Origin of the sequence: Streptococcus ferus DSM 20646, assembly GCF_000372425.1 — a bacterium.
Taxonomy (GTDB): Bacteria; Bacillota; Bacilli; order Lactobacillales; family Streptococcaceae; genus Streptococcus; species Streptococcus ferus.
The window spans coordinates 60,258-76,786 of the sequence record NZ_AQVD01000006.1; the positions used below are offsets into that span (position 1 = coordinate 60,258).

The following is a 16,529-nucleotide window of genomic DNA, read 5'->3' on the forward strand; positions in this document are numbered from 1 at the left end:
TGTCCTCCTATTCCTTAGTCCATAAGAGTCCTCATTTTCTTTGAAAATCCAGTGTCCGTTACAGCCAGCACTTTACGGCTGCGTCCGATAGCGGCACTTAATTCCAGTGTTGAAAACACTGTGGAGACTTTTATATTGTAATAGTTACTTTTATCAGTTATTTTCTTGGTCAAATTCGGGCCTGCATCCTGCGAGAGAAAAATCAGTTTGGCCTGACGAGACTGGATGGCCTTAATGGTCAACTCTTCACCCGAAATAATTTTTCCTGCTTTTTGGGCAAGTCCCAGCAGATTTGACAATCTTTCTTTTTTATTCAAGACCCAACTCTCTTCTTTTGACCTTATGATCAACAAAGGCAATCAATTCGTCGTAAAAGGTTTCCGGAACATCCATTGAAAAACTCCGGTTAAACACTTTTTTCTTCTTAGCCTCTGCTGCTTCTTTATTGTCAAGCTTGATATAGGCCCCGCGTCCGTTTTGTTTTCCTGTCGGGTCAATAAAAATCTCCCCTTCTTTAGTCTTAACAATACGCAGCAAGTCCCGTTTATCAATAACTTCTCCTGAAACAACTGATTTTCTTAAAGGTATTTTTCGTGTTTTAGCCATCAAACACCTCCGACTTTCTTAGTCTTGCTCTTCAGAAAGAATATCCTCAGCATATTGATTATCTTCTGATAGTTCTTCTGCTTCAAGGGCTGCAGCTTCTTCTAAGGCATCCCATTCTGCTTCCATAGCTTCAAACTCTGTGGCAGATTTAATGTCAATCCGATAGCCTGTCAGATGAGCGGCCAGACGCACATTTTGTCCGCGACGTCCAATTGCCAATGATAATTTATTATCCGGTACAACCACTGTTGCCTTTTTCTCATCTTCTGGATCAAAGAGAACAAGGTCAACTTCTGCAGGAGCAATCGCATTGTAAATGTATTCGGCAGGATCCTCTACCCATTGGATAACGTCGATATTTTCCTCCACAGGTACTAGGAGACCCGTCTTGGCATCCAAGCGTTTCGGATGGAATTTGCTGATAACTTTCTTGATGTTAGCCCCTTTGCGGCCGACAATCGTTCCAATCGCATCTACGTTAGGGTTATGACTGCGTACGGCAACCTTGCTGCGGTCACCTGCTTCACGAGAGACACTCATGATTTCTACCGTTCCATCAAAAACTTCTGGAATTTCTTGTTCCATAATCCGTTTGATAAACTCTGGATGGCTACGGCTGACAAAGACATTAACTCCTTTAGGGTTATTCTCAACCTTGTAGACATAAACTTCTATACGGTCATGGGAAGCAAAGGTTTCGCCCGGAATCTGGTCCTGACGTGATAATTGCGCTTCAATGGAACCAAGATTGACATAGATAAAACGATCGTCAAAACGCTCAACCGTTCCTGTCATAATCTCACTTTCACGCTGTTTGTACTCTGTATAGAGGATTTCGCGTGTCTGACGGCGCATCTTTTCCATAATGGTCTGCTTAGCTGACTGTGCCGCAACACGCCCAAACTCCTTAGGTGCTTCTTCAAAACGGATCTTATCCCCAAGCTCATAAGCGGTGCTGATTGCATGCGCATCCTTAAGGCTAATCTCAAGACGGCTGTCAAAAACCTCTTCAACCACTTCGCGGACAGTATACACCTGAAAGTCACCGGTCTTTTCGTTGAATTCAACTTCAGCACTTTCAGATTGGCCATAGCGGCGCTTATAGGCTGACTTTAAAGATTCTTTGACCGTTTCAATAATATCTTCTTTGTTGATGTGTTTTTCTTCTTCCAGCACGCGGAAGGCTTCTAGCATTTCTTTGCTCATTCTCTTTTTTCTTTGCTCTGCAAAGAATTTCCTTTCTAAATTTTTACAGCAAGACGCGCTTTAGCAACTGTCTTGTAGGGAATGGTGACGGTCTTTTGCCGCGTCTTGTCCAAATACGTTAGCGTTAAGTTCTCGCCATCAAAGGCCGTCAAATCACCTTCAAAAACCTTGCTTTTATCAATCGCTTGATAAAGGCTGACATTAATGTACTGACCAACAGCCTGAAGAAGACTTTCTTTTGTCTTTAAAGGACGCTCTAAACCTGGACTAGACACCTCTAGCATATACTGATCTGGAAATGGATCCGGCTCAATAGTATCCAGAAGTGGACTGATAACATCTGTTAAGTCTGCTGTCTCTTCGACGGTAATGCCCCCGGGTTTATCTACCAAAACACTAAGAACATAATCGCTCCCCATCTTTTCATACTCAATATCGACTAATTCAAATGGTTTTGGAACCGCCGGTTCAATGAGAGCTCTGACACTCTCAACAATGCTTGTTCGACTCATTTTCCCTCCTTATCTTTGCTAGATCATAAAGATCTCTCCGCTATTCATTTTATTTAAACACGCAAGAGGCGAAGTTACAACTTCGCCCCTTTCTGTATTATTTGTTACTATTATAACATAATCTTTGAAAAATGCAAATGTGAGCCTTTGGCTAGGGTTCATGACACATCAAAAGACTAAAAATGTTTCTCTAATCGAGAAACATTTTTCCTGTACCATCCAAGGAGAGGAGGGGATTCGAACCCCCGAGCCCCGTTAAGGACTACACGCTTTCCAAGCGTGCGCACTCGGCCACTATGCGACCTCTCCATAAAACTGAGATAAAACTCAGCTCATTCATCATATCATAATCCGAACAAATGGGCAAACCCTTCTAGAACTTTGCCTCAACTCGGTAAATCACCTGACCCTTGGCAGAAAATTTTTCTTCGTATTCTGTCATCACATTATCCTCAAAGTCACTGGCATGAAGGTCCAACCAAACCCGCTTTAAGATCATGCCATACTGAGAAAAACTGGCCAGACTATATTCGAAGAGCCCTCTATTATCTGTCTTGAAATGAATTTCTCCTTCTGGCGGCAGAATCTGCTGATAGGTCTCTAAAAAGGTCTTATAGGTCAGACGGCGTTTTTCATGCTTTTTCTTAGGCCAGGGATCCGAAAAATTCAAGTAGACCAGATCAATTTCTCCCGCCTCAAAATAGTTGGTCAGACTCGAACCATCAACTAAAAGCAGCCGGACATTCGGCAGCTGACTTTCCAAAACCTTATCCAAGGCATGACTGAGGACCGATACCTGCATATCAATGGCAATATAATTGATCTCTGGATGGGCTTGAGCCATACCAGTAATAAACCGTCCCTTTCCCGAACCCACTTCAATATGAATAGGATTGGTATTAGCAAATAGCTCCCGCCAATGTCCTTTGACCTTTTCCGGCTCTAAAATAACATAGTGGGGGTTATTCTCAAGGTATTCTTCAGCCCCTTTACGCTTTCTAACTCTCATCTTTACTTTCTAAAAAGAAGCCCTGAATTTTCGTAATTCGTAGATTTCTTGGTTAACATTCGCCATATCGCGATTTTCGTAGTATTTCAAAATCTGAGACAGGTAGGATAACTGCCCAAACCATTTTATTTTTGATAAGACTTTTTCATTCGTCTTATAACCATAATAGGTCAGCCAATCATTCCAGTAAGAACGGGGAATATAATGGCTTAGGATATGAGCCACGTCATACATCCGATCCGTCACACGGACTGAATCCCAGTCTACCAAATAAATCATACCGCTCGTTGTCACAATCCAGTTACTATGCCGAACATCACCGTGAACAATTGTCGCCTGATCTTTCTTAAAGTCTGGCAACTCTCGTTTCATCTGCTTGACGACTGACTGAAGGTAATCATTTTCAGCTAGCTGATAAGGAACGCTTCGCTCCCAGTCAACCAACAAATCATAAGGTTCCTCCACCTTGTAGTTGAGCTGAAGCAGCTGATTCACCAGCGGTTTGGATTTGTGCATCTGTTGCAGAATCTGAACAATCTGCTTACTGGTCATATCAGCCCTTGTCAATAGGCGGCCATCAAGCCATTCTTGCGCACTCATCATATCGCCGTTGCCAAGACGCTTAGCCCAAAGCAGCTGGGGAGCAATCTGCTCTTTTGCCAGAGCTGCTAAAATAGGGGCTGTATTGATTTTAATAAAAACACGATCACCATTAGGATAGGTTCCAATAAAGGCTTGACCGCTCTTTCCTTTTAGGGGTGTCAGGCTTAAATCTTTATCTGATTGTGTCACACGTTCCCCTCCTTTTCATCTGAAATCACTTAGTCCTATTTTACTTGTTTTAAGAAACTTAGTCAATCATCTTCTTTACTTTGTATCGTAAATAAAGCTGACTGATCAGCAAAGTGCCGATTGCCAAAATTCCCATCTTTTCCCAAGACCAAGAAAAAAGAAGTTCCACAAGTAGCATCAGGTAACTTAATTTTTGCAGGAAAGACAGTAGGTTTTTCTGTTTCAGGCCTTTATCCACCGGAAATAGATTGGTCAAGTATTGATAGTCATAGTGATGATAGAGGCTCAGAAGCTGAAAGAGTAAAAGATAGTTAAACAAAACCGCCAGAGCAGCTGACATAAGAGGGTTGCGAATACTCACCAAAACCAAGATACTCAGACCCAACAAACGCAAGCTGAGACTTAGGTAATCACCGCCCCGTAAAAAAGCACGCAAGTAAAGATTGGTCCAGACAGATGCCGATTCTTTTTTCAGTAAACCCGTCAGTCTATCAAGATATGCCCTGCGTTTGACACTAGTTGATATGCCTTTCACATTGGTAAAGAGAGAAAAGAATTTCAAAATAGTCTGCTGACGCTGCTGTTCAAGACTGATTGCCGCCGTCCAATTTAATCGATCATTCTCCTGAAGCGACCGCACTTTTTTAGAGAGTAGCATCCAGCGAACCAGCAAAGACAGCGCAAATAACAGCAGCACCATCCAAGAAGAGAGACCTAACTTTAAAAAAAGGGGCAATAAAGCAAGCCAAATCAATGCCTGCACACCAGACCAAAAGCTAAAGGACCGTTTTTTAGCCAGCGTCAACTCCTCTAAAACAGCCTGTTCTTGACTTAATAAAAACAATTTATCTGGCTCTTCAAGATATGTTGCGACACGGCCCACAACTAAAAAAATGAGGAGAATACCCGATACAGCCAAGCTAATCGGCCAAGGATTAGCAGGGAAATGCTTTAAAAGCTGGCTGTACTGAACCATGACAAAGCCCATTAAAAAAACTAAGACCAGCACAAAATGATCATTGAAAACATAGCGCAGGTATTTTTGACAGCGGACAGCAAAGCGATGGCGCCTCTTTTTAAACATCTTTTTCATCTGCACTAGTCCTCTTTGGTCAAAGCCATGTAAATGTCATTGAGACTTGCCTCATCATCCCCAAAAACCTGTCTCAAGTCAGTCAAAGTCCCCTGGGCCCTCACCTGCCCCTGATGTAAAATGACAAAACGGTCACACATTTTCTCAGCTGAATCCAGGACATGAGTTGACATCAAGATAGACTTCCCTTTTGCCTTTTCTTGCGCCAACAAATCCGTTAAGTCAGCAATTGCCAGAGGGTCCAGTCCCAAGAATGGTTCATCAATGATGAATAGGGAGGGATCCACAATAAAGGCGCAGATAATCATCACTTTTTGTTTCATCCCTTTAGAAAACCGGCTAGGAAACCAGTCCAGTTTATCATCCAGACGAAAAAGACTCAGAAGGCCTTCTGCACGCTCAAAGGCGGCCTCCTGATCAAGGTCATAGGCCATAGCGACTGTTTCAAGGTGTTCCCGCAGAGTCAGTTCTTCATAGAGACTGGGCGTTTCGGGAATAAAGCCGATTTTTCGGCGATAGGCTTCCAAATCATCTTCCAGCCGCAAGCCATCTATACAAATCTGGCCTTGATAAGGGGTTAGAAGGCCGATAATTTCATTAATGGTTGTCGACTTACCTGCTCCGTTAAGACCAATGAGACCAACCAGTTCACCATCATTGACCTCAAAACTGATATGTTTAAGAACAGGGACATTGACATAGCCGCCTGTCAGATTTTCTATCTTTAGCATGACGATTCTCTCTCCATTTGATATACTATATTATAACAAAAACAAGCTAAGAAGGTGATTTTTATGGATGACTGTATTTTTTGCAAGATAATCGCTGGTGATATTCCTTCATCGAAAATCTATGAAGACGATGAGGTGCTGGCTTTTCTGGACATCTCTCAGGCAACAAAAGGACATACCCTGCTAATCCCTAAAGAACACGTCCGTAATACCTTAGATCTCTCTGAGCAGAAGGCTGCCACACTTTTTTCCCGCCTGCCTAAGTTAGCTCGCGCCGTCAAAACAGCTACCCAGGCTGATGGCTTAAATATTGTCAACAATAATGAAGAAGCTGCCGGACAAACTGTCTTTCACGCCCATATTCACTTGCTACCTCGCTATCTTGATGGGGATGAACTGGATATTCATTTTGTGAGCCACGCACCTGATTTTGAGGCCCTAGGGCAGCTAGCTCAGCGTATTGCCAAGGAGGTTGAAGCATGAAACTTCGTCATCTTATCCTATTTGGCCTGATTGGGGCAGGAACTTACAGCCTCTATCAGAACCGCCAACAACTCAGAGCTGGTTTTCGTGAAAGCAAGGAAAGACTTGATTTAGCCAAAAAGGAAGTCCATAAAATCAAAGCCAATTTGCAAGTCATCAACGAGCAAAAAGAAAAGACGAATGCGATAATGGAAGACTTAGCTTATCAATTTCGGATTTTTCAACAAGAAAACAAACCCGTTCTTAGAGACATCCAAGAGCGTCTGGCTAAATATCAAACATCAGAAAACTCAAAAACCTGAGACCGATTTGGTCTCAGGTTTTTTATCAGTAACCAGCTGCGGGTGCCTGATAACTGCCTTGATTATAAGTATCGCTTGAGTATGTTCCCGAATCTGAATAAGTACCGGCATCATAGGTGCTACTGTCAGAATAAGCTGTTGATCCACTGCTGTCCACGCTTCCATAAAATGTTTCATAAAGCACGGCTGTTGTTTTTAAACTGTCAGCTGTTACTGTCTCCAATCCTAACTGTTTCTTAATCCGGTTTTGCACCTTAAGCATCTGCTCACTAGTGACCATTTGATAAGACCCCCCATTAAGGGTTGCGTCTTCTCCCTTAAGCTGGTAACTCTTAATATTTTTAACGGTGTCAGCATATCCCATCAGTTTAGGAATGGTGCTGCCAGTGATTTTAATATCTGTCTGGATATTTTTGCTGACAGCAGAAAGGATTTTCTTGTATTTGCTGACGCTGTCAAGTGCCAAGAGCTTCTCCATAACCTTCTGAATAACTTCTCTCTGGCGTTTTTGGCGTCCGTAATCGCCTTCTGGGTCGTCATAGCGCATCCGCGAATAGACAAGCGCCTGCTCCCCATTGATTTTATGTGTCCCAGGTTCCACCTTAGCCGTATAGGCAGGTTCGTTCTCCTCAATCGAAATGGCATAGTCAAAATTATTGGTGACCGTAATACCGCCTACCGCATCAACGAGCTGTACGAGCCCCTCCATATTGATAAGCATATAATTATCAATGGTAATATCAAGCATTTCCTGTACGGTCATAATGGCCATCTGAGCCCCCCCAGAAGCATAAGCAGCATTGAGTTTGGCTTGATAACCCGTCTCAGCATTGCTTTCAGGACCAGATAATTGGACCAAAATATCTCGCTCAAGGCTGGTCATGGTTGTTTTCTTTGTTTTAGGATTAACCGTCACTAAAATCATGGTGTCGCTATTTCCCTCCCATTTAGAGGTGCGATCAGCCGACCCCGTGTCAACCCCCATGAGAAGAATCGAAAAAGGTTTGCTTTTTTCGATCGAGTCACTTTCCTTAGTTGATGTGTTTAAATTTTTATACGTTTTTGAAAATTCATCCAATGAAAAGCTAAAAATCCGGTTGGCATAAACGCCTAATGCAATGACAGTTGTGATGAGGATCGCCCCCAGCATTAATGTTATTTTTCTACCAATTCTCATTTGTTTTATTCAGTCAATCAGTTTTCCCATCAGGTAAACGTCAAGAAATTCTCCATCTTTTGTTTTTGCACCGCGTTGCTTAGTGCCTTCTATCTCAAAACCAAACTTTTCATAAAGGTGAACAGCAGGGCTGTTACGTTTTTGTACAGTCAACTCTAACCGACGGATAGACGCTGTTTCTTCTGCCCATCGGATCCCTTCTTCCAGCAGAATCTGACCAATCCCTTGATTCCAGTAGTCTTTCGCTACTAGCATAAAAAGGTCACCAATATGATTCATTCTGGGATGGGCATCAGCCTTAATGGTCAAGGCACCAATCGGTTTTTGACCAATCTTGGCCAACAGATAAAAGCTACCCGAAGTTTGAAAACTATTGTCGAAAACCTGTCCCAGGGCAGCCTCTTGACCAGCAAAATAATCCTGATCAAGGATTAAAAAATCAGAATCTTCGGCCCCTCGATGAAGCAAGGCAATGAAGCCCTCCGCATCTTCTGACCTAGCCTCTTGAAAAAAGACTTCCTGTTCAATCTTCACGGCAAAAATCCTCAAATAACTGTCTAGACCTTGGACCACTGGGCTTGAAAGTCAAACGACGTCCATCTTGTTCCCGGCTAAGGACAACTTCCAAATAGTCATCCGGCAATTCCTCTTTTAAGAGCTCCCCCCACTCAATGACAGTAACTCCATCACCAAAGAGAAAATCATCCAAGTCAATAGAATCAGGATCGTCCCCGATGCGATAAACATCTAAGTGATAGAGCGGAAGTCTCCCCTCATATTGTCGGACAATGGTGTAGGTTGGACTTTTAACCATTTGAGCAACGCCTAAGCCCTTAGCAATCCCTTTTGTCAGGGTTGTTTTTCCCGCCCCAAGATCTCCTGTCAGCACTAAAACATCCTGTCTTTGGAGTTTTTGGCCCAGTTGCTGACCGATAGCCATAAGCTGTCTTTCGTTTTGACTGTACATAGACATTATTATACCATACCCTGCTTTTATTTTGTCAGATTTTAATGGAATTATCTTTATCAAAAAAGAGAAAGCTGAGTTCCCCAGCTTTCTCTTGATTTACATTTCATTCTATATAATAGCTAAAATAATAAAGTTGAGAATGAAGAGGGCAGTTGCCGCCCAGAGAATCGGATGAATCTCTTTGGCTTTTCCTTTGACCACTTTCACCAAACAGTAGAAGATAAAGGCCGCTGCAATACCGTAAGAAATACTGTAGCAGAGCCCCATAAACATACCCGCAAAGAAGCAAGGCAGGGCTTCCTCAAAATTATCCCATTTAACATCTAAGAATGATGAAAGCATCATAACCCCTACAACAATTAAAGCTGGCGCTGTTGCCTCTGCAGGAACAACACCGACTAAAGGCACCAAAACGGTCGACAGAAGAAAGAGAACTGCAGTTGTAACGGCGGTCAGACCTGTACGTCCCCCTGCTGAAATACCTGCCGCACTCTCAACATAGGTCGTGGTATTTGACGTTCCAAAGATAGCTCCAATTGAGGTTCCGATAGCATCGGCGAAAAGGGCTCTGTCCATTTTGGAATCAAATCCTTTCCCTTCTTCCAAAGCACGTTCATCTGCTTCTGAGAAAATCCCTGTTTTACGGCCGGTTCCAATGAAAGTCCCCAAGGTATCGAAAGTATCTGATAAACTGAAGGCAAAAATAGTCATTAACACGAGAGGAAGACGACTAGAATCGCTAAAGAGGGACTTCATCCCGCCAAAGGCTGCCAGAAAAGTGACACCTAGTTCTTTAAAGGCAGAGCCTAGATGGTTTTGAGACCAATCGACCGTTGATAAATCAACCACGCCCATCGGAATCCCCAGAACTGTCGTTGCGATGATACCAATCAAAATTGCACCACGAACCTGTTTGATAACCAAGACAGCGGTAATAATCAAACCAATAACAGCTAAAAGAACAGCTGGATTAGCAAAATTCGTAATGGCTGGGACAACCCCGCCATTCCCCACTACTGAGGAAACCCCCTTGGCAAACGTCTTGGCAGTTGCATCTGCCGGAGCGACTCCGTTGACGGAAATAATATTTTCTGCCGATGTTGAAAAAGTAATCATGTTGGCATTTTTAAAACCAAGATAGGCCACAAAGATACCAATCCCCCCGCCAATCGCATGCTGGAGGCTTACGGGAATCGCATGAATGATACTTTTTCTGACTTTCGTCACTGTAATAAAAATATTAAACAGGCCACAGATAAAAACCATAGCCAGGGCCTCCTGCCAAGTAAAGCCCAAACCGATAACCACCGTAAACGTAAAGAAAGCATTGAGCCCCATTCCCGGAGCTAGAGCATAGGGAACATTAGCAAATAGTCCCATAACCAAGGTTGAAATCGCCGATGCAATGATCGTGGCTAAAAAGACTGCCTGAGAAGGCATACCCGCAATACTCAAGATACTAGGGTTGACAAACAAGATATAAGACATGGCAAAGAAGGTTGTTAAGCCAGCAATGATTTCTCTGCGAACAGTCGTCTTGTTCTCTTTTAATTTAAAAAACGTTTCCATTTCGATGTTTTATTCTCCTTTTTCCGAACAATAAAACCATTATAGATTAAAAAAGTTCATCTTTCAAGTCTTTTGGCTGATTTTTATCCGTCTATAAAAAACATACTCCCAAATGGGACTTGGATAGACTCCCTCCCTTTCTCAAACCTTATCATCTCTAGACAAACAAGGTTTCATCTTGTTTACAGAGTTTTTTTTCTGTATAATCATCTTATGAACAAAAAAGTGATTGCCCTTGATTTAGATGGGACCCTGCTCAAAAGCGACAACACCATTTCTGACTATACCATTCAGACCATACAGCAAGTAATGAAACAAGGTCACTTAGTCGTGATTGCGACTGGACGCCCTTATCGCATGGCCCTAGAATATTATAAAATCCTAGGCCTGCAAACCCCCATGATTAATTTCAATGGTTCTCTGACCCATATTCCAGAAAAAAAGTGGTCGGGTGAACACCGTGCTTATATTGATAAAAAATACCTTTTTGAGGTTTTGGACTGTCAAAAAGAATTTGAAGTGGATTTTATTGCCAGCGAATACCGCAAAAATTTTTACCTGACTTTCAGCCATCGGCAGGCTATTAAACCCGAATTATTTGGTGTGGCTTCCATAACCGATGACATGCGACTGGAGCCTCAAAAGATCACTAAGGATCCTTTGGCTTTGCTGATGCAGACTCGGGCGAAAAACAAATATCAGCTCACCGATGAGATGCGGGCCTTTTTTAAAAATGGCATGGAAATCAGTACCTGGGGCGGCCCTATGAATATTCTGGAATTTGCCCCTAAAGGTGTCAATAAAGCCTATGCTCTCAAACACCTGCTCAAAAGCCTCAATTTCTCGCAAGATGATTTGATTGCATTTGGAGATGAACACAACGACACTCAAATGCTGGCTTTTGCTTCAATCGGTTATGCCATGAAAAACGCCAGCCAACTTCTGCTGCCTTACGCTGACAGACAAACTCAGTTTGATAACAACCACGATGGCGTGGCGAAAGAACTTGAGCGATTACTATTATAAGAACTTCAGAAGAACCTGAGGTTCTTTTTGATTAGAATTTTATAATAGTAAAATAAAAAACAAAACCTCTCCGACCCCCACATCCGCTTGACATCGGCTTTCCAAGCCACTCATAAAGGAAGGCGCTGTCATCCATTTCTGAAAGAAAAAATCTTTTTCCACAAAGATTTTCAAGACCTATTGCTTTTTTAATGGAAACGTTTTACAATATAGTTGTTCTTAATCTTTTTAAGAGGGAAAAGAATTGGCCTTTGGCATGGAGATTATTCTTTTTCAGCTTAAAAAAGAAATAAATTAAAGGAGGAAGAACAAGAATGGGTATCGGAATCGTTATCGCAAGCCATGGTGAATTTGCTGCTGGCATTCATCAGTCTGGTTCTATGATCTTCGGTGAACAAGAGAAAGTACAAGTTGTTACTTTTATGCCAAGTGAAGGTCCAGATGATTTGTATGCTAAGTTCAATGACGCCATTGCTGCCTTCGATGCTGATGATGAAATTCTGGTTTTGGCTGACCTTTGGAGCGGTTCGCCTTTCAACCAAGCAAGCCGTGTCATGGAGGAAAACCCTGACCGTAAGTTTGCCATCATCACAGGTCTCAATTTGCCCATGCTTATCCAAAGCTATACAGAACGCATGATGGATGCGACTGCTGGTGTGGATAAAGTAGCGGCAAATATTATCAAGGAGGCTAAGGAGGGCATCAAAGTCCTTCCTGAAGCACTTCAACCAGAAGAAGCAGCGCCTGCTGCTAAAGAAACGGCTGCACCCCAAGGGGCTATCCCAGAAGGCACAGTCATCGGAGATGGCAAACTTAAAATCAATCTGGCTCGTGTGGACACACGTCTACTTCATGGCCAGGTAGCAACCAACTGGACACCTGCCTCTAAGGCAGACCGCATCATCGTTGCCTCTGATAAGGTCGCAGCGGATGATTTGCGTAAAGGCTTAATTAAGCAGGCTGCACCAGGAAATGTCAAAGCTAATGTTGTTCCAATTAAGAAACTCATCGAGGCGGCCAAAGACCCTCGTTTTGGTAACACACATGCACTTATCCTGTTTGAAACACCTCAAGAAGCTCTCGAAGCGATTGAAGGCGGCGTGCCAATTACAGAACTGAACATTGGTTCTATGGCTCACTCAACCGGTAAAACAATGGTTAACAACGTTCTGTCTATGGACAAAGACGATGTGGCAACCTTTGAAAAATTGCGTGATTTAGGCGTTAAATTCGACGTCCGTAAAGTACCAAACGACTCTCAAAAAGACTTGTTTGAATTGATTAAAAAAGCAAACGTTCAATAGGTCGTCATTATGAAAACGAAAGGATTATAACATGTCAGATATTAATATTATTTCTGCGGTCTTGGTCGTTGTTGTTGCCTTCCTTGCTGGACTTGAAGGTATCTTGGACCAATTCCAATTTCATCAACCCTTAGTGGCTTGTACCTTAATCGGTCTCGTTACCGGTCACTTAGAAGCCGGTATCATCTTAGGCGGAACTCTTCAAATGGTCGCACTTGGATGGGCTAATATCGGTGCTGCGGTTGCCCCAGATGCGGCTCTTGCATCTGTTGCCGCTGCTATCATCATGGTTAAGGGAGGCGACTTTACTACTAAAGGGATTACCTTCGCTTACTCAACTGCTATTCCGCTTGCTGTTGCAGGACTTTTCCTAACCATGATTGTTCGGACACTCTCTGTTGCCCTCGTGCATACAGCTGATAATGCTGCTAAAGATGGCAACTTCAAAGCAGTCGAACGCGCTCACTTTACAGCACTCCTTCTTCAAGGTCTGCGGATTGCCGTTCCGGCTGCACTTCTTCTGGCTGTTCCTGCCCAGGTTGTAAAAGACATTCTCGGTCTCATGCCAGATTGGCTCAACGGCGGTATGCAGGTCGGCGGTGCTATGGTGGTTGCCGTAGGTTATGCAATGGTTATCAATATGATGGCTACTCGTGAAGTATGGCCATTCTTCGCTCTTGGTTTTGTATTCGCAGCCTTGACTGAATTGACACTTATCGCTCTTGGGGTTGTCGGAGTTGCAATCGCCCTTATCTACATCAACCTTTCTAAAAAAGGCGGTTCTGGTAATGGTGGTTCTTCATCAGGTTCCGGAGATCCAATCGGCGATATTCTAGAAGACTACTAAGAGAGGAGAATTAACATGGCTGAAAAATTAACACTTTCAAAATCAGACCGCCAAAAAGTATGGTGGCGTTCAACTTTCCTCCAAGGGTCATGGAACTATGAACGTATGCAAAACTTGGGTTGGGCTTATGCTTTAATCCCAGCAATTAAAAAACTATACACCACTAAAGAAGATCAGGCCGCTGCCCTTGAGCGTCACCTCGAATTCTTCAATACCCACCCTTATGTCGCTGCCCCTATCCTTGGGGTAACCCTAGCCCTAGAGGAAGAAAAAGCTAATGGAGCTGAGATTGATGACGCTGCCATTCAAGGGGTGAAAATCGGTATGATGGGACCTCTTGCAGGTATCGGAGATCCTGTCTTCTGGTTCACTATTCGTCCTATCTTAGGGGCTCTGGGAGCTTCTCTCGCACAAACCGGAAACATTGTCGGACCGCTCATCTTCTTCTTTGGCTGGAACCTCATCCGTATGGCTTTCTTGTGGTACACACAAGAGTTCGGCTATAAGGCTGGTTCTGAAATCACAAAGGATATGTCCGGCGGTATCTTGCAAGACATTACCAAAGGGGCTTCTATCCTTGGTATGTTTATCTTAGCCGTTTTGGTTCAGCGCTGGGTATCAATTAACTTTACCGTGAACCTTCCTGCCAAACAGCTGTCAGAAGGGGCTTATGTCGTCTTTCCAAAAGGCAGTGTGACCGGAGCTGAGTTAAAAGGTATCCTCGGTCAGGCACTTGGTGGCATGAGTCTTGATAAGTATCAAACTCAAACACTCCAAGGTCAGCTGGACGCTCTCATTCCTGGCCTCATGGGACTGCTCTTAACCTTCCTATGTATGTGGCTGCTTAAAAAGAAAGTTTCTCCAATCACTATCATCATTGCTCTATTCGCAGTAGGTATCCTTGCTCGTTTAGCAGGTATTATGTAAGAAAGTTTCTTTCTTCTAAGTCAAAACACAGCCCCTCTAATCCTCGTTTGATAGGTTTAAAGGGCTGTGTTTTTTTGATTAAGATGAGTAAGCGAAAAACCAATTAGGTGGCAGAATAGCCTGCTGCCTGATTTTGCCTTTTGATCGTTTCAACAATAGCTTGGACCAAAAAATGCTGACTCCCTTATCCAAGATAGGATTTTTCTGATATAATAAATATGGTTAGAAATAAGGAGACATTATGGCACAATCTTTAAACACAACTGTCAGCTTCCAGACAACCGGCGTTTCTTATCTGGGCATAGGAGGAAAAGTCGGAAAATTTCTTGTTGGCAATAGGGCGCTAGAGTTTTACGCAGATGCTAATGTTGAAGATTTCATTCAAATCCCTTGGGAATCCATCAACCAGATCGGCGCTAACGTTTCTGGCAAAAAAGTCAGCCGACATTTTGAAATCTTCACCGATAAGGGAAAATTTTTATTTGCCTCTAAAGATTCGGGAAAGATTTTAAAAATCGCCAGAGAAACCATTGGCAATGACAAGGTTGTCAAATTACCGACTTTGATACAGCAAGTGGGGCGATTTTTTAAGCCTAAAAAAAATAAAAAGCAGGATTAAACCTGCTTTTTATGATTTTGTATAGATACCAAAGGGGAGAATGTTATCTAGCTTTTGAGCCAGCTGCCCGATTTTAAGCGTCTTGAACAGTCGCATCCGTAAAAGTTCCACCACAGTCGAAAGGAAATAAATCAGAAGGGCAGTTCCCAAAATTAAGAAAGGAAATAGCCAAATTGGAGCGTCAACAAACGAGACAAAACCGTCTCGAATGACAAACCGAACCATTAGAGGATTTAGGTGAAAGAGGTAGACCCCTAACGTAGCCGGTGCCAGAAACTTGATGACAGCCATCAGACGGCTATCCGATTTAATATCCAGAGTCGCAAAGAAAATAAAAACAGACAAGGCAGCAGCTAAAAGGCTGGGCGATGTATACCAATACCAAATATCACCAATTAGGAATTTCGCAAAAAAAGTTACGGTCATTGAAGACAGGGCCAGCAGTAAGAGCGTCCTTTTTTTAAAGACGCGTTTCAAATCCAAGCGCCTCAGATAAGCACCTATGATATAAAGGACGATGAGCCAATTCATACTGAAGCCTTTCGCAAAGGAGAACTCGTCAACTTTAGTATTAAAGAGAGCGGGGAGTACAGAAAAAAAGATAATAGCAAAGATAACAAGCTGCTTCAAATCTTTGGTTTTTAGCTTAGAAAGCCCCAAATTTAGAAAAGGCATAAAGACCAAAACACCAAAATAAGCGGTGATATACCAATACTCCCCAGTAATAACAGGAAAGATAGCCTCCACCCAGTCATGGTAGGTCACTGGCTTTTGCAGCAAGGAAAAAAAGACTGTGAAACCAAAAGTATAAAAGAAAACTTGCAGCCACAGAGTGAGGCACTTAGAATAACGATAGTTGGAATTCACGCTGACATAACCGCTAATCAAGGCGTAGCAGTTAACCGCACCATAAGCAGCTACCTGAATAGCCCATGTAATCAGAAAATGGGGATCTGGATCGCCGGCAACACTGGATCGGATCCCTCCCTTTCCTAGAACATGAGTGACAACAATCATGAACATGGCAAAAATTCTAAGAAAATCAACACCTGGATTATAGGGATTCGTGTCTTTTTTAGCATCATTAGTAGTTGTTATCATATCCCACTAATCTTATCATATTCATATTAAGAAAGAGACGTTTTCACCAAAATGAGATGAATTTGTTAAAGTCTGTTTTAAAATTGTAAAATGGCAATAGCATTTACAAACCCATCATTTTTTTGTATAATAAATCCAACGGATAAGTAGACGGTTGCTCTTTTTCAGAAAGTCTGCGGTTGCTGCAAGCAGATATGGACAACAGTTGAAATTCTACCGTGAATCTAATAACACATAAACAATTAAGGGCACAGA

At 42.7% G+C, this 16,529-nt stretch carries 20 protein-coding genes and 1 tRNA gene; 7 read left to right on the forward strand and 14 right to left on the reverse strand.

Going from position 1 to position 16,529, the window contains the following annotated elements; translation table 11 throughout:
- Nucleotides 1–14 precede the first annotated feature (14 nt).
- The 9 genes from A3GY_RS0108330 to A3GY_RS0108370 all read right to left on the reverse strand — a co-directional run bounded on the left by A3GY_RS0108330 (nucleotide 15) and on the right by A3GY_RS0108370 (nucleotide 5,949).
- Nucleotides 15–317 (reverse strand): YlxQ-related RNA-binding protein, encoded by a 303-nt coding sequence (locus A3GY_RS0108330; protein ID WP_018030949.1) that lies wholly within the window; start codon nucleotides 315–317, stop codon nucleotides 15–17.
- Nucleotides 310–606 (reverse strand): RNase P modulator RnpM, encoded by a 297-nt coding sequence (rnpM, locus tag A3GY_RS0108335; protein ID WP_018030950.1) that lies wholly within the window; start codon nucleotides 604–606, stop codon nucleotides 310–312. Before rnpM ends, A3GY_RS0108330 begins: the two co-directional genes overlap by 8 nt.
- Nucleotides 607–624: 18 nt before the next feature.
- The gene (gene nusA / locus A3GY_RS0108340; protein ID WP_018030951.1) at nucleotides 625–1,812 is read right to left on the reverse strand and encodes a transcription termination factor NusA; all 1,188 of its coding nucleotides are present in this window, start codon (nucleotides 1,810–1,812) and stop codon (nucleotides 625–627) included.
- A gap of 35 nt (nucleotides 1,813–1,847) precedes the next feature.
- Nucleotides 1,848–2,324 carry a ribosome maturation factor RimP gene (gene rimP / locus A3GY_RS0108345; RefSeq protein WP_018030952.1) on the reverse strand — a complete coding sequence of 159 codons (477 nt, stop codon included), beginning with the start codon at nucleotides 2,322–2,324 and terminating at the stop codon, nucleotides 1,848–1,850.
- Between the two features lie 222 nt (nucleotides 2,325–2,546).
- Nucleotides 2,547–2,633: transfer RNA gene (locus tag A3GY_RS0108350), tRNA-Ser, on the reverse strand.
- A 64-nt stretch (nucleotides 2,634–2,697) separates the two neighbouring features.
- Entirely contained in the window at nucleotides 2,698–3,333 is a 636-nt protein-coding gene (trmB, locus tag A3GY_RS0108355) for a tRNA (guanosine(46)-N7)-methyltransferase TrmB (RefSeq protein WP_018030953.1), read from the reverse strand.
- A gap of 9 nt (nucleotides 3,334–3,342) precedes the next feature.
- The gene (ccrZ, locus tag A3GY_RS0108360) at nucleotides 3,343–4,125 is read right to left on the reverse strand and encodes a cell cycle regulator CcrZ (RefSeq protein ID WP_018030954.1); all 783 of its coding nucleotides are present in this window, start codon (nucleotides 4,123–4,125) and stop codon (nucleotides 3,343–3,345) included.
- A gap of 58 nt (nucleotides 4,126–4,183) precedes the next feature.
- Nucleotides 4,184–5,218 carry an ABC transporter permease gene (locus tag A3GY_RS0108365; protein WP_026161988.1) on the reverse strand — a complete coding sequence of 345 codons (1,035 nt, stop codon included), beginning with the start codon at nucleotides 5,216–5,218 and terminating at the stop codon, nucleotides 4,184–4,186.
- 5 nt (nucleotides 5,219–5,223) lie between these two features.
- Complete coding sequence (locus A3GY_RS0108370) at nucleotides 5,224–5,949, reverse strand: ABC transporter ATP-binding protein (protein ID WP_018030956.1); 726 nt, start codon at nucleotides 5,947–5,949, stop codon at nucleotides 5,224–5,226.
- A gap of 63 nt (nucleotides 5,950–6,012) precedes the next feature.
- Here A3GY_RS0108370 and A3GY_RS0108375 point away from each other — a divergent pair, with 63 nt between their 5' ends.
- Nucleotides 6,013–6,432, forward strand: a complete 420-nt coding sequence (locus tag A3GY_RS0108375) for an HIT family protein (protein WP_018030957.1) — start codon at nucleotides 6,013–6,015, stop codon at nucleotides 6,430–6,432.
- On the forward strand, nucleotides 6,429–6,734 hold the full coding sequence (locus A3GY_RS0108380; protein WP_018030958.1) for a hypothetical protein: 306 nt from the start codon (nucleotides 6,429–6,431) through the stop codon (nucleotides 6,732–6,734). Before A3GY_RS0108375 ends, A3GY_RS0108380 begins: the two co-directional genes overlap by 4 nt.
- A gap of 25 nt (nucleotides 6,735–6,759) precedes the next feature.
- Here the strand turns inward: A3GY_RS0108380 and lytR are convergent, their stop codons facing one another.
- From lytR to A3GY_RS0108400, 4 genes are all read right to left on the reverse strand, one after another.
- Nucleotides 6,760–7,911 carry a glycopolymer--peptidoglycan transferase LytR gene (gene lytR / locus A3GY_RS0108385; protein WP_026161989.1) on the reverse strand — a complete coding sequence of 384 codons (1,152 nt, stop codon included), beginning with the start codon at nucleotides 7,909–7,911 and terminating at the stop codon, nucleotides 6,760–6,762.
- A 9-nt stretch (nucleotides 7,912–7,920) separates the two neighbouring features.
- Nucleotides 7,921–8,445 (reverse strand): GNAT family N-acetyltransferase, encoded by a 525-nt coding sequence (locus A3GY_RS0108390; protein WP_018030960.1) that lies wholly within the window; start codon nucleotides 8,443–8,445, stop codon nucleotides 7,921–7,923.
- Entirely contained in the window at nucleotides 8,435–8,878 is a 444-nt protein-coding gene (gene tsaE, locus A3GY_RS0108395; protein ID WP_026161991.1) for a tRNA (adenosine(37)-N6)-threonylcarbamoyltransferase complex ATPase subunit type 1 TsaE, read from the reverse strand. Before tsaE ends, A3GY_RS0108390 begins: the two co-directional genes overlap by 11 nt.
- 111 nt (nucleotides 8,879–8,989) lie before the next feature.
- Nucleotides 8,990–10,450 (reverse strand): NCS2 family permease, encoded by a 1,461-nt coding sequence (locus tag A3GY_RS0108400; protein WP_018030962.1) that lies wholly within the window; start codon nucleotides 10,448–10,450, stop codon nucleotides 8,990–8,992.
- Between the two features lie 213 nt (nucleotides 10,451–10,663).
- On the opposite strand from A3GY_RS0108400, the gene A3GY_RS0108405 reads away from it, so the two are divergent.
- The 5 genes from A3GY_RS0108405 to A3GY_RS0108425 all read left to right on the forward strand — a co-directional run bounded on the left by A3GY_RS0108405 (nucleotide 10,664) and on the right by A3GY_RS0108425 (nucleotide 15,173).
- On the forward strand, nucleotides 10,664–11,476 hold the full coding sequence (locus tag A3GY_RS0108405; protein WP_026161992.1) for a Cof-type HAD-IIB family hydrolase: 813 nt from the start codon (nucleotides 10,664–10,666) through the stop codon (nucleotides 11,474–11,476).
- 314 nt (nucleotides 11,477–11,790) lie between these two features.
- Nucleotides 11,791–12,780, forward strand: a complete 990-nt coding sequence (locus A3GY_RS0108410; protein ID WP_018030964.1) for a PTS sugar transporter subunit IIB — start codon at nucleotides 11,791–11,793, stop codon at nucleotides 12,778–12,780.
- A gap of 31 nt (nucleotides 12,781–12,811) precedes the next feature.
- Complete coding sequence (locus A3GY_RS0108415) at nucleotides 12,812–13,627, forward strand: PTS mannose/fructose/sorbose transporter subunit IIC (protein ID WP_018030965.1); 816 nt, start codon at nucleotides 12,812–12,814, stop codon at nucleotides 13,625–13,627.
- A 15-nt stretch (nucleotides 13,628–13,642) separates the two neighbouring features.
- Complete coding sequence (locus tag A3GY_RS0108420; protein WP_018030966.1) at nucleotides 13,643–14,554, forward strand: PTS system mannose/fructose/sorbose family transporter subunit IID; 912 nt, start codon at nucleotides 13,643–13,645, stop codon at nucleotides 14,552–14,554.
- 241 nt (nucleotides 14,555–14,795) lie between these two features.
- Nucleotides 14,796–15,173: a DUF956 family protein gene (locus tag A3GY_RS0108425; RefSeq protein ID WP_018030967.1), complete on the forward strand. Its 378-nt coding sequence runs from the start codon at nucleotides 14,796–14,798 to the stop codon at nucleotides 15,171–15,173.
- A 9-nt stretch (nucleotides 15,174–15,182) separates the two neighbouring features.
- On the opposite strand, the gene A3GY_RS0108430 is transcribed toward A3GY_RS0108425, so the two are convergent.
- Nucleotides 15,183–16,274, reverse strand: coding sequence for an acyltransferase (locus A3GY_RS0108430; RefSeq protein WP_018030968.1), 1,092 nt, complete (start codon nucleotides 16,272–16,274; stop codon nucleotides 15,183–15,185).
- Nucleotides 16,275–16,529 lie beyond the last annotated feature (255 nt).